This is a genomic window from Microbacterium sp. NPDC091382, assembly GCF_044757025.1.
Classification (GTDB): Bacteria; Actinomycetota; Actinomycetes; order Actinomycetales; family Microbacteriaceae; genus Microbacterium.
On sequence record NZ_JBIVUD010000001.1, the window covers coordinates 20,498 to 35,417 of the forward strand.

The following is a 14,920-nucleotide window of genomic DNA, read 5'->3' on the forward strand; positions in this document are numbered from 1 at the left end:
CGCATACAAGGGGTGGCGGCGAGCGGCATCCGTTTGGTAGCCATGGATGACCGTGTCCCCCGCACGGTCGTGCCCCCACACGACGGAGTCCCCCATGTCCGCATCCCCTCGTTTCCGACGGCGATCCGCACTCGCGCTCACCGCCGTCCTCGCCCTCTCGCTCTCGGTGGCTCCGGCCGCGGCCGCCTCGGCGGCGACGTCGACCTCGTGCACCGGTACCACGCAGGCCGCCGTCCAGAAGCGCGTCCTCGCCGACGTGAACGCGGCGCGCAAGGCCAAGGGCAAGAAGCCCCTGACCCTCAACGCGTCGATGTCCAAGGTCGCGATCGCCTGGTCGACCACGCAGGCCTCTGCCAACCGGATGAGTCACAACCCCCGGTACTCATCGCAGATCCCCAAGGGCTGGACCCGCGCCGCCGAGAACGTCGCGTTCGGGTACACCCCGGCCAAGGTCACCCCGGCGTGGATGAAATCGGCCGGGCACCGCGCCAACATCCTCGGGTCGTACAACCGCATCGGCATCGGCGTCGCGTGCTCGAAGCAGGGTCTGCCGTTCTACACGCAGGTGTTCGGCTCGTACCCTGCGCGCTAGTCGGCCCCGCCCCGGGCGGGGCGTAGACTCGGCGATCTTCGCCGCAGCGTCGCGCCCCGCCCGAGGAGGACCGATGCCGAACGTCCCGCCGCCTGCCCCGCAGGAGATCCCGCCGAGGCCGCCGCTGCCCGCCTCGTCGACCGCGCGACGGCGACCGGCATCCGTGCCGCTCCTGGTGCTCGGCGGCTACATCGTCGCGCTGGCGGCGATCGCGTTCTGGCCGACCCCGGTGGACGCGGGCGTCGCACCGCTGCTCGAAGCCCTCTCGCGACGGCTGCCCGCGCTCAGCTACCACCGGGTGGAGTTCGCCGCGAACGTCGCGCTGTTCGTACCGTTCGGCGTGCTGCTGCCGATGATGCTGCGCTCACGCGACCTCGTCCTGCCCATCGCGATCGTCGCGACGGTGACGATCGAGTGCGGGCAGGCCGCCTTCCTGACCGAGCGCTTCCCGAGCGTGCTCGACATCATCGCGAACACGGCGGGGGCCTGTGTCGGGATGCTGGGCCTCGAGCTGTGGCGGATGGTCCGACGCCGCTGAGCCACGCCTCGGAGCCGCGGCTTCAGAGTTTGCGCAGACGGACCGTCTCGACCGTGTGGTCGGCGGCCTTGCGCAGCACGAGCTTCGCCCGGTGACGGGTCGGCTCGACATTCTCGCGGAGGTTCGGCAGGTTGATGTCGTTCCAATAGCCGAGAGCCCGAGCGACCGCCTCGTCGTCGGAGATGTCGGCGAAGACACGGAAGAACGAGTTCGGGTTGGAGAAGGCAGCTTCGCGGAGCGCGAGGAACCGGTCGACGTACCACTGCGCGATGTGATCGACGTCGGCGTCGACGTAGATCGAGAAGTCGAAGAGCTCGCTCACCGCGATGTCGTGCGGGTTGGGCGCCGACGCGAGGACGTTCAGGCCCTCGACGATGATGACGTCGGGACGCCGGACGGTGACCTGGGCGTCGGGGATGATGTCGTACCGCATGTGCGAGTAGTACGGTGCCCGCACCTCGGGCTCACCGGACTTCACGGCGACGAGGAAGTCGACGAGCGCGCGTCGGTCGTACGACTCCGGGAAGCCCTTGCGGTCCATGATCCCGCGACGTTCGAGCTCGGCGTTGGGGTAGAGGAAGCCGTCGGTGGTGATGAGCTCCACCCGCGGTGTGCCCGGCCACCGGCTCATGAGCTCGCGCAGCAGACGGGCGGCTGTCGACTTGCCGACGGCGACCGAGCCGGCGACAGCGACGATGAAGGGCGTCGTGGCATCCTGCTCGCCGACGAACCCGGCCGTGTCGGCGCCGAGGCGCTTGGTGGCCGACGCATAGAGCGAGAGCAGCCTGCTCAACGGCAGGTACACCTCGCGCACCTCGGTGATGTCGAGGCGGTCGCCGATGCCGCGCAGCTGCACGATCTCGGTCTCGGTGAGGGGCTGCTCCATGCCGGCGGCCATGCGCGCCCACTCGGCGCGGGGGATCTCGCGGTACAGCGAGTCGATGGTCGTCAGCGTCTCATCGGTGGACATTGCCGCAACTCTAGCCCGCGGTCGAGCGCCCTCTCGCGCGCGGGACGTACGCGCGCGAGAGGGGGTGTGTCGCGTACTCTTGGCATCGGGTGTTCCATCGCGGCCGTTCTGCCGCTCTCGACGGGGGTTTTTCCGATGCTGCGACGCGTTCTGGCGGTCCTCGCCGCTGTCGTGTTGACGGCATCCTTGGGCGTGGCCTCCGCTCCCGCGACGGCCGAGGCCGCCACGATCCCCTGGCTGAAGACGCACGGATCCAAGATCCAGGACGCCTCGACCGGCAGGACCGTGACCGTGAAGGCCACCTCGTGGTTCGGGATGGAGACCGACACGTGCGCGCCGCACGGCCTGTGGTCGATCACGCTCGATCAGGGCATGGCCCAGATCTCGGGCATGGGCTTCAACACCGTGCGCCTGCCGTTCTCGAACGAGTGCCTGACCAAGAAATCGGTCGGCTCCGTGAACACCGCACTGAACCCGAAGCTCGCGAAGGCCTCGACGCTGACGGTGATGGATGCCGTCGTCGCGAGCGCGCACAAGTACAACCTGCGCGTGATCCTCGACCGGCACCGGCCGGGTACCGATGCCCAGTCCGAGCTCTGGTACACGAAGAAGTACTCCGAGTCCCGCTGGATCTCGGATTGGAAGATGCTCGCGAAGCGCTACAAGAACCAGCCGACGGTCATCGGCTTCGACCTCCACAACGAGCCGCAGGGTTCGGCGTGCTGGGGCTGCGGCGTGAAGGCGCGCGACTGGCGCGCGGCGGCGACGCGGGCGGGCGACGCCATCCACACCGTCAACTCGAAGCTGCTGATCATCGTCGAGGGCGTGCAGTACGGCGCCGACGGCAAGGGCACCTGGTGGGGTGGCAACCTGACCGGCGTGAAGTCGAAGCCGGTGGTGCTCAAGGTCAAGAACCGCGTCGTCTACTCGCCCCACGAGTACCCCTCGTCGGTGTTCGATCAGCCCTGGTTCCACGACAAGCGATACCCGGAGAACCTCCGCGCGGTGTGGGACAAGCAGTGGGGCTACATCGTCACCAAGAACATCGCGCCGGTGTTCGTCGGCGAATTCGGCACGAAGCTGCAGACCTCGTCCGACAAGAAGTGGCTGTCGAAGTTCGTCGGCTACCTGAAGGACCGCCGCATCAGCTGGGGCTACTGGTCCTTCAACCCGAACAGCGGTGACACCGGCGGGCTGCTGAAGGACGACTGGTTCACGCGCGAGAAGGCGAAGCTCGCGGCGCTGAAGCCGATCCTCACTCCGAAGAACGTGCGCTACCCGGCCGCGCCGGCGCCGACACCCGCACCCCAGCCGTCCCCGCAGCCCTCGTCCCCCGGCACGAAGCCCGACCCCGCCGTCGGGAAATCCACGAGCGCGTCGTCGAACGGCGTCTCGGCGACGCTGACGGTGACGAGTTCATGGCCGTCGAAATACCAGATCGCCCTGGCCCTCACGGCGTCGTCGGGCGTGAAGGTGCGGTCGTGGACGGCCTCGTGGGCGTCGCCGGGTGCGACCGCCGTCGACAGCGCGTGGGGAATGTCGTGCCGCGTCGCGAGCCCCGGCACCGCGGGTGCCCGCATCAGCTGCTCGGGGGTCGAGTGGGGACTCGCCAATCTGACGCAGGGGTCCCGCGTCGACGTCGGGGCGATCCTCACCGCGCCGAAGGCACCGGCATCCCCCGCCCTGTCGCTCTCGGTGACGCGCTGACCGCTACGGCGTGACCATCCCGCCGTTGACGTTCAGGGTCTCGCCCGAGACGTAGCTCGACTCCGCCGAAGCGAGGAACACGAACGCGGGTGCGATCTCGGCCGGCTGCCCAGCGCGCTTGTACTCGTTCTCCTCGTCGAACGCCTGCATCTGCTCGTCCGAGACGCCGTCGCTGACCTGCAGCGCCGACCACACCGGGCCGGGGGCGACGACGTTGACCCGGATGCCGCGGGGCGCGAGCTGCTGCGCGAGCCCCTTCGACAAGTTGTTCACCGCAGCCTTGGTCGCGGCGTAGTCGAGGCGGTCGGGTGCCGGCTTGTACGCCTCGAGCGAGGCCGTGCTGATGATGGATGCCCCGGCCGGCATGTAGACCAGCGCGGCCTTCACGATCCAGAAGAACGCGAAGACGTTGGTTTCGAAGGTGGCGCGGAACTGGTCGTCGGACAGGTTCTCGACGCGATCGACGGCGACCTGCTTGCCGGCGTTGCTGACGAGGATGTCGATGCTCCCCAGGAACTCGGCCGCCTCGGCGACGAGGTCGCGGCAGCGGTCGGGGTCGGTGATGTCGGCGGCGATCGCGTGGCCGCGCACCCCGGCGTCGGCGATGACCTGCAGGACGTGGTCGGCATCCTCCTTCTCGTCGGGCAGGTGCACGATGACGACGTCCGCTCCCTCGCGTGCGAAGGCGATGGCAGCCGCCGCACCGATGCCCGAGTCGCCGCCGGTGATGAGCGCTTTGCGTCCCCGCAGCCGGTCGGAACCCCGGTACGTGTGCTCGCCCAGGTCGGGGACGGGCGTCATACGCGCCTGCACGCCGGGCTCGGGCTGGTGCTGCACGGGCGGCTCGACGCGGGCGTAACGGGTGACGGGGTTGTCGAACGTGTACTGGTCGGTCATGCTCGCCACGGTAGGTCGGTGCCGGAGCGCGAATCACCCCCTTGCGTCCGCGTGCGCGGCGAGGCAGGGGCGCGGGATGATCGCACCTCCTCGGCGGGTGCGCAAGTATGCGAGGAAGGTCGGCCGCGTTCCTAGGGTGGTCCCGTGCCGAGCGCTGCGAACCACCCTCATGAGTGCACCGTCTTCTTCCTGCCGGGATTGGGGCTGGATGCCGCATCTGCCGGCGCCATCGCCGCGGCAGCGGATCCGCGACTGCGCGTCGTGGGCATCGACCTGCTCGACCGGGGGCGCGCGGCATCCGTCGACGACCTCGCCGACACCGCGCTCGAACGGATCGCCGCCGAGGCCGACGGCGGCCCGTTCCTCGTCTGCGGCCACAGCCTCGGCGGCAAGGTCGCCGCGCGTGTCATGTCGCGCGTGCTGGCCGGAACCGAGCGGGTCTTCGGGCTCGCGGGCGCCGTCCTCCTCGCGCCCTCTCCCCCGACGCCCGAGCCGATGCCGGACGACAAGCGCGCCGAGATGCTCGCGACCGCGCACGGCGAGCACCTGTCGCAGGAGGATGCCGCGGCCTTCGTGTCGGCGAACGTCGCCACTCCCCTGCCCGCCGAGGTGAACGAGGCGGCGATCGATGCCGTCGTGCGACAGCCGGCATCCGCGTGGCGCGACTGGCTCACCGCGGGCAGCCTCGAGGACGCGACCTCGCTCGTGGGCGTTCTCGACCTGCCCGTCGTGGTGCTGGCGGGCGACGCCGACGAGGCGCTCGGTGCCGCCGCGCAACCCGAGCTGATCGCCGATGTCTACCCCCGGGCCCGCGTCGAACGGATGCCGGGCGTCGGCCACCTGCTGCCCTACGAGGCCCCCGAGCGGGTCGCGGCCGTGCTCGCCGACACGTGGGACGCGATCCGCGCGGCGGCTCCGGTGGTGCCGGCGGAGTGGGGTCGCGTCATCGCGTCGTCGCGCGTCGACGTCGCTGTGCGGCGGACGCTCGCGCACCGCGCGATCGCGGACGACCGCGACCGCGCTCCGCGCTCGCTGAACCGCGCGCAGGTCGAGACGCTCCGTGCGCTCGCGGCGGTGCTCGTGCCGCAGGGCGAGGGTGGGACGATCGACCTCGCGACCCGCATCGACGACATGCTCGCCGACGGCGGCACCGACGGCTGGCGTCCGCTGGGCTCCCCCGCCGACCCGATCGCGTATGCGCGCGGCCTGGATGCGATCGCGGCGGTGTGGCCGACGGAGGTCGCCGAGCAGCGCAGCCTGATCGTGACGCTGATCACCGACGGCATCGACGCGGACGGACTCGGTGCCGACGGCATCCGCGCGTGGTTCGAAGACGCCCGCAACGATCTGCTGCGCATGTGGCTCGCCCACCCGGCGTCGCTCGCGCGCATCGGGTTCGACGGATTCGCCGTCGGCGGCACGGGAAAACGGCCGGAGGGATGGGCGACCATCGCTGCCGGCGAACGGGAGACATGGGAGCCGAGCGAGCTCGGCCAGACAGTGGTGGAGGATGCCGCGTGACCGGCGATCATCGCCGGGTGACTGATCACCCGGGCATGCAGAGGTTCGATCTGGACGAGGTCGTCGACGTCGTCGTGGTGGGGACGGGCGCCGGTGGTGCTCCCCTGCTCGCGCGGCTCGCCGCGGCGGGGCTCCGGGTGGTGGCGCTCGAGGCGGGTCCGGACTTCTCGCCCAGCGAGTTCACCCCCGACGAGCTCGAGTCCACGAAGATCAACTGGATGTCGGAGCGTCTCAGCGGCGGCGACGACCCGACCGCGTTCGGCCCGAACAACAGCGGCTACGGCGTCGGCGGCAGCACGCTGCACTGGGGCGCGTTCACGCCGCGTCCCGACGCCCGCGACCTGCGCCTGCGCACCGACACGGGTCAGGGTCGCGACTGGCCGATCGATCACGCCGAGCTCATCCGCTACATCGAGCGCGTCGAGTCCGACATCGGCGTCAGCGGTCCAGAGCACTACCCGTGGGATCCCGCGCGCTCCTACGCCTACCCGCCCGTGCGCCGGAACGGTTCGTCGGACGTGATGATCCGCGGGTGCGAGGCGCTCGGGATCACCGCGACCGACGGTCCCGCCGCAATTCTCACGCGTGACCGCGACCAGCCGCACTACGGCCTGCGCCCGGCGACGCTCGACAACGGCGACATCCATCAGGGCGACCGCTTCGGCGCGAAGGCGACGACGGCGAACACGTACCTGCCCGCCGCGGTGGCAGCCGGCGCCGAGGTCCGGCCCGACGCGTTCGTCCACGGGATCGAACGGGATGCCGCGGGCAAGGTCACCGCTGTCGTGTACCGCTCCGGCGGCACCGACCACCGGCAGCGTTGCGCCGCACTCGTGCTCGCGGCGGGCGGAGTCGAGACGCCGCGTCTGCTGCTGCACACGGGCGTCGGGAACGCGAACGGTGTCGTCGGCCGCGGGTTCATGGCGCACGGCGGCGTGCAGGTGTGGGGCACGTTCGATGAGCCGATCCGCGGCTACCGCGGCTACCCGTCATCGATCATCAGCGAGGACTTCGTGCGCCCCGACGACGCCGACTTCATCGGCGGCTACCTGCTGCAGAGTCTCGGCGTCATGCCGCTGAACTTCGGCACGCAGCTCGTCCGCGGGGCTGGCCTGTGGGGCGACGACCTCATGTCGGCGATCAGCGACTACCCCTTCAGTGCCGGCGTCGGCATGAACGGCGAGTGCCTTCCCGACGACCGCAATGCCCTGACGCTGAGCGACGAGCTCGCCGAAGACGGGATGCCGCGGGCCGAGGTCACCTTCTCGCAGGGCGACAACGAGCGGGCGATCGATCGGCACGGCGTCGGGGTGATGGAGCGGATCCTCCGCGCCGCGGGCGCGCGCAGCACGCGCGTGCTGCAGCGCTCGTGCCATACGCTCGGCACGGCGCGGATGGGCGACGATCCCGCCGACAGCGTCGTGGACGCATCGGGTCGTTCTCACGAGGTCGAGAACCTCTGGATCTGCGACAATTCGACGTTCCCGAGCGCGCTGACGGCGAACCCCGCTCTGACGCAGATGGCGCTGGCCCTGCGGACCGCCGACCTGATGCTCGCCGGCCGCTGAGCGTCGGCGCCGGGCGTCGCGGTCGGGTGTCGCCGGCTCAGCCGACCCGGGTGGGCCGTGCGGCGCGGCGCGGCCATCGCACGCGTCGCGGCGGCACGGCGATGGGCGTCGGGCCGGTCTCGCGCACGGGACTCAGCGGCACCGGGACCTCGAGCACGACCGCGTCGTCGCGCTGGTAGATGCGGGCACCCGCCCCGAGAACGCTGATCCCGCGCAGCTGAGGCCCGACGACGGGTGCGTGGTCGAGGACGCCGGTCGACCAGGTCCGCACGAGAAGCGCGTCGCCTGTGACGTCGATGTCGACCCACACCTCCTTGGCGACGGAGTGCTTGATCGCGTTGACGAAGCCCTCGTTGACGATGGTGGCGACGCGTCGCGAGAGGACGGGGTCGGCGAGCGCGTTGGCCGCGGCGTTCGAGATGGTGCTCTCGACGCCGACGACGGAACGCCACGTGGCGACGAGCTCGAAGAGGTCCTCGTGCGCGCTCTGCACCGAGCCTTCGAGGGCGGCCGAGTCGACCTCGGCGATGAAGGCGACGATCGAATCGAAGGCGGCGTCGGTCTCTCGGCGGAACGTCGTGATGTCGTCCGGCGTGAGCTCCCACTCGTCTGCGGTCGCGGCGAGCAGGACGCAACGCCCCTGCACCCGTCCGTGCAACACGTGGGCGGCGTTGCGGAGAGGCCGACGCGCCGACGCGGTCTTCGCGGTCAGCGTGCGCGCGACGAGAGCGAGGACGGCCTCGAGACGGTGGGCACTGTCCGAGGCGCGCGCGATCGCGTCGGTGCAAGCGGCCAGCGCGACGGCGACGAGCGGAACGGAGATGAGCGGGACGAACCGCGTGGGGTTCTCGGGCCCGACGAAGACGTGCGTGATGAGCGACATGACGACGCCGGCCGCGATCCAGACGCCGACGATGACACGTCCGCGACGAGCAGCGGACGCGTCGCGCGCGAGGCGCCGGATGATCAGGTCGGCAAGACCGGTCACCGGCGCGGCGAGGAGGATCGCCCCCGCGGCGGCCCAGGGACCGGAGAGGTGGTGCACGTAGGGGACGGCGCCGAGGAGGAAGACGAAGCCGGTCAGCAGGTACGGTGTCGGGCGCAGCATCGTGAGCACGGACCGCGGCGCGGGGAGGTCGCGCTCCGCTGCGACCGAGGCGATGACCCGCAGGTCGAGCCCGGAGCGCGCTTCGAGCTCGTGGCTGGCGGTGCGGACTTCTTCGGAGTAGTCGCGCACCGCGGCGAAGTCGATCATCCCGGAGAGCATCTCCTCGCGCCGACGACGCAGGCGCGAGACGAGCGCGCCGAGCAGTTCGCGGTTCTCGGATTCGAAGCGTGCCAGGCGGCGACGCCCATCGGTGAGCGCGGCGATGGCGACGGAGAGCCGCGCGCGGCTGCCATGGGTGAGTTCGATCGACTGGACCGTCATCGCGATGATCGAGAGCCCCGCCACCCAGACGACGATGTTCGAGACGATGCGGGCGGCCATTCCGCTGAGGTCGGGCGCACCCGAGTAGAGCAGCGCGTACACGCCTTCGTTGACGAACGGGCGAAGGGTGGCGGCGATGATGACGGACGCGAGGATGAGGATGCCGCGGGGCACCGCCCGCTCGATCCGCCGCTCCGCGACGGCCGCCGGCAGCAACGCCGCGGCCAGAACGGCCCACCCGACCACCGCGACGACGACGACGTGCAGGTAGCCCGCCGGCCCGGAGAAGTGCTGGAACGGAGCCATCACCGAGACCGAGACGATGAGGCTGATCCAGAGCGCAGAGCGGGTGAAGAAGGCGCGGCTGGTAACGGCATCCCACCACACGTGAACGCCGAGAATGACTCGCCGCTGCGCAGCGAGATCGGGTGCTCGCCCAGCCATTCTTCGTCTTTCCCCAGAAAGAGGCCTGTCGGCCCGGCGTCAGTCTAGCGGCGCCCGCCCCCGAGGGGAGATGGGACCGGGGGAAATGCGCCTGGTCAGATCACGCGGTCGTTGCCCCCGTCGACGCTGAGGTGGGCCCCGGTGGTGACGGGCAGCATCTCGCAGAACACCCCGACCGCCTCTGCGACGGCGGCGCTCGTGACCTCTGCACCGAGCAGGTTGCGCGTCCGGTACTCCGCGACGGTCACGCCGTACTCCGCGGCGCGCTGGGCGAGCAGCTCCGGCGTCCAGATGCCGGTGTCGAAAACCGCGTCGGGCTCCACCTGGTTGACGCGGATGCCGTCGGGCGCCCACTCGAGTGCCAGCACCCGGGCGAGTTGCGCCGCGGCCGCCTTGCTCGCGGAGTACGCCGCGACACCAGGACCGGGCGCCGCCACGTTCTTCGTGGACACGAGGACGAACCGCCCGCCTCGGGGCGACCGCGCCAGCAACGGATGGGCGGCCCGGGCGACACGGGCCACCGCGGTGACGTTGACGCGCAGGGCGCGATCCCACTCCTCGTCCTGCAGGTTCGCCACCGGGGCACTCGACGGAAAGATCCCCGCCGCGGGTACGACCATGTCGAGGCCGCCGAAGTCTCGCGCCGCCGTGTCGATGGCGGCGTCGATGACGAACGGGTCGCTGACGTCGCCGACGATGCCTCGCCACGCCTCGCCGTCGAAGGCGTCCACCACCTGCGGGCTGAGATCGACGCCGACGACGGCGGCGCCGCTTCGCAGCAGGTGCTCCACGACAGCGCGCCCGATGCCGGATGCGGCACCGGTGACGAGCGCGACCTCGCCCGTGAGCGGGGACCGCTTCTTGCCGGCGAGCTTGGCCTGTTCGAGTGACCAGTATTCGATGTCGAAGGTGAGCTCTTCGCTCAGCGACTGATATCCACCCATCCGATCGGCGGCGTCCATGACGTCGAAGGTGTGCAGCGCCACGTCGTGAACGACACGGAGGTCTCGCACGGTCTCGCCGGCGACGAGCATCCCCCACTCCGGGTCGAGCACGACCCGCGGCGCGGGGTCCAGCTCGGTCATGTCGTCGATCCGGTCCCGGTGGCGGTCGACGTAATCCCGGTAGCGGGCCGCGAACAGTTCGACATCGCGCCCCAGCATCGGTGAGCGCTTGGTGTAGATGACGTGTTCCGGTGTCGCCGTTCCGCGCGTGGTGGCCCGGTCGAGCCCGGGCCGCGCGGCGACCTCTTCGGCTCGCGAGCTGCTGGACTGGCGCAACAGCATCGGCCGCCCGGCGGCAACCGACACCGCGCGGCGAAGGTCCGCCAGTTCCTCGACATCGCCGGAGCGCTCGGCAGCCTCGCCGGGGTCACCCCACTGCGTCACCCCGGTCAGCGACGCCGCACGGGCGACGAGCTCGCGGTGACGGCCCAGGGCGGCATCCGGATCATCGGCGAAGGTGAACAACCCGTGGTTGCGGAGGACCACCGCGTCGACACCCGAGACATCTGTGGACGCGATGCGCCTCGCTAGCGGGAAGCCCGGCATCACGTACGGGAGCACGAGCACCCCGTCACCCAGGACCTCGGCGATCTCGCTGTCGTCGACACCTCGGTTGGTCAGCGCGACGATCGCATCGGCGTGCGAATGCAGCACGGCCTTTCCGGGCAGGTAGGCGTGCAGCAGCGCCTCGATCGAGGCTGTGGGCGCAGCCGCGTCGAGCGAGGCTTGCCGCAGCTCGTTCACCATCGTCATGTCATCGAGCTCGTCGACGTGGAGAAGCTCCGCCAGCCGGGTACGTCTGAGCGGCGCGAAGCCCTCCGCCTCGATGGTCCGGAGGTCCCACCCACTGCCCTTGACGAGGATGAGGTCGACATCGGCGCCGGTGACATCGCGCCCGATCGTCTTGATCGAGGTGTTGCCGCCGCCGTGGAGCACGAAGGACGGGTCCGCGCCGAGCTCGCGGCTCACGCGGACGATGGCATCCAGGTCACGACGGTGGCCGGGAGGGATCGCGTTCATGCGGAGACCTCCCACACGGAGCCCATCGCCGACAGCACTCGATCGAACCGGGCGGCCTGATCCCGGTAGGCGTCGCGTGACGTGCCCGGCGAGACGACCAGAGCGGGATCGGGTGCGACCTGCCACGGCGACGTGTCCACGCCGACTCCCCGAGCGGCGAGCGACGCGACGCCACGGGCGCCGAGCTCGGTGCCCAACTGCCGCCGCATCGGGTGATCGAGGATGTCCGCGAACATCTGCGCCCACTGCGCATTCTTCGCACCCCCGCCCGCCAGCGTCCACGGTCCGCTCGTCAGGCCCGCGCCGCACGCGGTGACCTTCTCGATCTGCACGCGGTGATACTGCGTGACGCCTTCGGCGACCGCGCGGGCCACGTGCGCGAACGTGTGACTCCCCTTGATCCCGAGGAACGTGCCCGAGGCCCCGAGGTGCTCCGGGGCTCCATGGATGAACGGCAGGAAGATGAGTCCGTCGGCCAGGGGCGGCGCATCGGGGCAGGCCTCGAGGAGATCCCGCGGGGTGACCGGGATCGTCGCACGCGAACCGAGGATGCTCGAGGCCCACTCGATGCTCGCCGCCGAGGTCGGGGCGACCTCCATGGCAAGCATGAGCTCGCCGTCCGGCAGCAGCGCGTTGATCGTCACACGGGGCGGAACGGTGTCGGCCGGCACGACGACGCTGTTGATCGCCCAGGTACCGACGATGACGGTGACATCACCCTCTCGTGCCGAGCCCGCGCCCAGCGGACTCGCGACGCAGTCCATGCAGCCCGCCACCACGGACAGCCCCTCCGGTAACCCCGTCGCCGATGACGCCTCGGCGGTCACGGCGCCGACGACGGCATCGGAGGAGCGCAGCGTCGGGAAGAGACGGAGGATGCTGCGGGACAGACCCAGCATCTCGACGGCGGCCGACTCGTATCGGCGCGACCGCAGATTCACGAGTCCGCAGCCCGATGCATCCGAGAGATCGGCGCTCGGCGTGCCGGTCAGGCACAGGGTCAGCCAGTCCTTGCAGGTCAGCGCCCATCGCGCCCGCGCCACCGTCTCCGGCTCGTTGTCCTGCAGCCAGCGGAGGAGGACGGCGGGCTGTGCCGCCCACGGAATCGACCCGGTCAGCAGGCGCACACGCTCGACCTCCGCGGGCGGAAGCTCGGCGATGATCTGTTCCGCTCTGCTGTCGGTCGACGCGATGGCGGAACGCACGGGCCTCAGATCCTCGTCCACGAGATAGAGCCCGTTGCCGTGGCCCGTCGCGCCGACACCGCTGATGTGCCACCCCTCGCCCCGCAGATACTCGGTGAGATCCCCCAGGACGTCGGCCACGACGCCCCAGAGCGCGTCCATGTCGATCTCCTGGCGCTCCCTCGAGACAGCGACGCGCGGGTTGGGCGACGATACCGTCCTGATCTCGTTGCCCTGCAGGTCGAATGCGGCCGCCTTGGCAGAGGTGAGACCGACGTCGATGCCGATCACGCAGCTTTTCATCTTGCTCGTTCTCCCGGGTTCAGAGCGTTCCGGCGGGGACCTGGTCTGCGGCTTCGTCGCCTCGCAGGGCCCGCGGCATGAAACGCCGAGCTGCTTCACGGTAGCGCGCCACCTCCGCATCGGCGTGCGCCTCGGTCCAGCCTGCATATGCCACCAGCACAGCGGCGGCCGCCCGCGAAGCCGCGATGCCGACGTCGCTCCCGAAAGCGATGACGGTGCGTCGCACCAGCACGTCCTCCAGGGTGAACGCGCCCTCCTCTCGGACGGCGTAGAGCACTTCGGCCGCGATCGCGCCGGTCTCGGGGTCGATCACCTCCGCGAGGGCAGGATCGGATGCGGCCAGCTCGGCGATGGGCCGTGCCAGTGCCCCGTACACCGATGCGAGCCTCGTGGCCACGGCGGCCGGGAGGTTGCTCCTTTCGGCGAACGCCTGCGTGAACGCCGCGATGTCCGCGGCGGGCGCACCGGGGAAGCGCGAGGTCCGGGTGGGTGACGGCTGATGCTGCAAGCCCAGGGCGTCCTCCACCTTCCGAAGGGTCTGTTCGCCGAGTGCGCGGTGGGTCGTGTACTTGCCGCCGATGATCGTGAAGAGTCCGCGCTCGTCGCCCTTGTGCTCGATGATGTCGCTGTCGCGTGAGACCGAGGACGGGTCGGTGAGGTCGGCGACGTAGGGCAGGGGCCTGACGCCGGAGTAGGACCAGAGGACGTCGTCCGGGGTCAGGGACGCGTCGGGGATGATCGTGTTCGCCGAGCGGAGCAGGTAATCCACCTCGGCCGCATCGATGGCGATCTCGTCGATGGAGCCGTCGTAAGGGAGGTCGGTGGTGCCGATCATGAAGCGGCCGTCCCACCACGGCAGCACGAACATCGGACGCCCGTCCTCAGGCGAGTCGAAGAAGATGCAGGTGTCGGGAGCCCCGGGGAAGGCCTCCACGACGAGATGACTGCCCTTCGTCGGCCCTATCTTGCGCGGGTGCTCCCCCGCCAGGTCGAGGACGGCATCCACCCACGGCCCGGCGGAGTTGATGACGAGGGGTGCGCGCAATTCGCGAGTCTCGCGCGTGAGCCGGTCCCGGTAGGTGACGCCGACGACCCTCCTCGCGTCGCGCAGCAGCCCCGTCACGGGGGTGTGCGTGAGAATCGTGGCACCTCGGGCGCTCGCATCGATGGCGATCTCGACCGCGAACCGCTCCGTCACGGGCACGTGCGCGTCCTGGAACAGACCGCCCCACTTGACGCCCGCCTTGGCGACGGAGGGCCATTCCCGCTTGAGACGACCCGAGAATACGATCCGGTTCAGGGGCAGCTTCTTGCCGAGGGCGAGGACGTCGTGGACGATGAGCCCGCATGACATCAGCCACCCGGGGGTCTTGTTCCACTTCGCGAAAGGGATCAGCATCGGGTAAGGCCGCACCAGGTGCGGCGCACTCTGCAGCAGGATGTCGCGTTCTCGGATCGACTCGAGCACGAGAGGGATCTCGAACCGCGGGAGGTACTTGAGCCCGCCGTGGATGAGGCGCGTCGAGATCGCCGAGGTGCGGGCCGCGATGTCGTCCTGATCGATCATCACGACCTCGAGCCCTCGGGCGGCGAGCTCCCGCGTGATCGCCAGGCCGTTGATGCCGGCGCCGATCACGACGACGTCGGCGTTCGACGGAGTGCTGTGGGTGTGCAGAGTGGGCATGGGTGTCCTCACCGGGCGCAGGTGCCCGAGCAGGGATGCGGGCGCCACGTCGGCGCCCG

11 protein-coding genes are annotated in these 14,920 nt (G+C 70.4%); 5 read left to right on the plus strand and 6 right to left on the minus strand.

All coding sequences use genetic code 11. The features are described from left to right. Positions 1 to 94: 94 nt before the first annotated feature. Together ACIQLK_RS00105 and ACIQLK_RS00110 are read left to right on the plus strand one after the other, a co-directional pair. Positions 95 to 592 (plus strand): CAP domain-containing protein, encoded by a 498-nt coding sequence (locus ACIQLK_RS00105; protein WP_400361917.1) that lies wholly within the window; start codon positions 95 to 97, stop codon positions 590 to 592. A 73-nt stretch (positions 593 to 665) separates the two neighbouring features. After that, entirely contained in the window at positions 666 to 1,130 is a 465-nt protein-coding gene (locus ACIQLK_RS00110; RefSeq protein ID WP_400361919.1) for a VanZ family protein, read from the plus strand. A gap of 22 nt (positions 1,131 to 1,152) precedes the next feature. On the opposite strand, the gene coaA is transcribed toward ACIQLK_RS00110, so the two are convergent. After that, a complete protein-coding gene (gene coaA, locus ACIQLK_RS00115; RefSeq protein ID WP_400361920.1) occupies positions 1,153 to 2,100 on the minus strand; it encodes a type I pantothenate kinase in 948 nt (315 codons plus the stop codon). A 135-nt stretch (positions 2,101 to 2,235) separates the two neighbouring features. On the opposite strand from coaA, the gene ACIQLK_RS00120 reads away from it, so the two are divergent. Continuing rightward, positions 2,236 to 3,807, plus strand: a complete 1,572-nt coding sequence (locus tag ACIQLK_RS00120) for a cellulase family glycosylhydrolase (protein ID WP_400361922.1) — start codon at positions 2,236 to 2,238, stop codon at positions 3,805 to 3,807. Positions 3,808 to 3,810: 3 nt separating this feature from the next. On the opposite strand, the gene ACIQLK_RS00125 is transcribed toward ACIQLK_RS00120, so the two are convergent. Next, a complete protein-coding gene (locus tag ACIQLK_RS00125) occupies positions 3,811 to 4,704 on the minus strand; it encodes an SDR family oxidoreductase (protein WP_400361924.1) in 894 nt (297 codons plus the stop codon). A 144-nt stretch (positions 4,705 to 4,848) separates the two neighbouring features. Here ACIQLK_RS00125 and ACIQLK_RS00130 point away from each other — a divergent pair, with 144 nt between their 5' ends. Next, positions 4,849 to 6,225 carry an alpha/beta fold hydrolase gene (locus ACIQLK_RS00130; RefSeq protein ID WP_400361926.1) on the plus strand — a complete coding sequence of 459 codons (1,377 nt, stop codon included), beginning with the start codon at positions 4,849 to 4,851 and terminating at the stop codon, positions 6,223 to 6,225. A 17-nt stretch (positions 6,226 to 6,242) separates the two neighbouring features. Then, positions 6,243 to 7,793: a GMC family oxidoreductase gene (locus tag ACIQLK_RS00135; RefSeq protein ID WP_400361927.1), complete on the plus strand. Its 1,551-nt coding sequence runs from the start codon at positions 6,243 to 6,245 to the stop codon at positions 7,791 to 7,793. Positions 7,794 to 7,830: 37 nt separating this feature from the next. Here the strand turns inward: ACIQLK_RS00135 and ACIQLK_RS00140 are convergent, their stop codons facing one another. The 4 genes from ACIQLK_RS00140 to ACIQLK_RS00155 all read right to left on the minus strand — a co-directional run bounded on the left by ACIQLK_RS00140 (position 7,831) and on the right by ACIQLK_RS00155 (position 14,861). Beyond that, positions 7,831 to 9,666 (minus strand): hypothetical protein, encoded by a 1,836-nt coding sequence (locus ACIQLK_RS00140; RefSeq protein ID WP_400361929.1) that lies wholly within the window; start codon positions 9,664 to 9,666, stop codon positions 7,831 to 7,833. Positions 9,667 to 9,761: 95 nt separating this feature from the next. Then, positions 9,762 to 11,690, minus strand: a complete 1,929-nt coding sequence (locus tag ACIQLK_RS00145) for an SDR family oxidoreductase (RefSeq protein WP_400361931.1) — start codon at positions 11,688 to 11,690, stop codon at positions 9,762 to 9,764. Then, on the minus strand, positions 11,687 to 13,165 hold the full coding sequence (locus tag ACIQLK_RS00150; protein ID WP_400361933.1) for an FGGY-family carbohydrate kinase: 1,479 nt from the start codon (positions 13,163 to 13,165) through the stop codon (positions 11,687 to 11,689). The genes ACIQLK_RS00145 and ACIQLK_RS00150 overlap by 4 nt, the downstream gene beginning before the upstream one ends. A gap of 31 nt (positions 13,166 to 13,196) precedes the next feature. Further along, positions 13,197 to 14,861, minus strand: a complete 1,665-nt coding sequence (locus ACIQLK_RS00155) for an FAD-dependent oxidoreductase (protein WP_400361935.1) — start codon at positions 14,859 to 14,861, stop codon at positions 13,197 to 13,199. Positions 14,862 to 14,920: the final 59 nt, after the last annotated feature.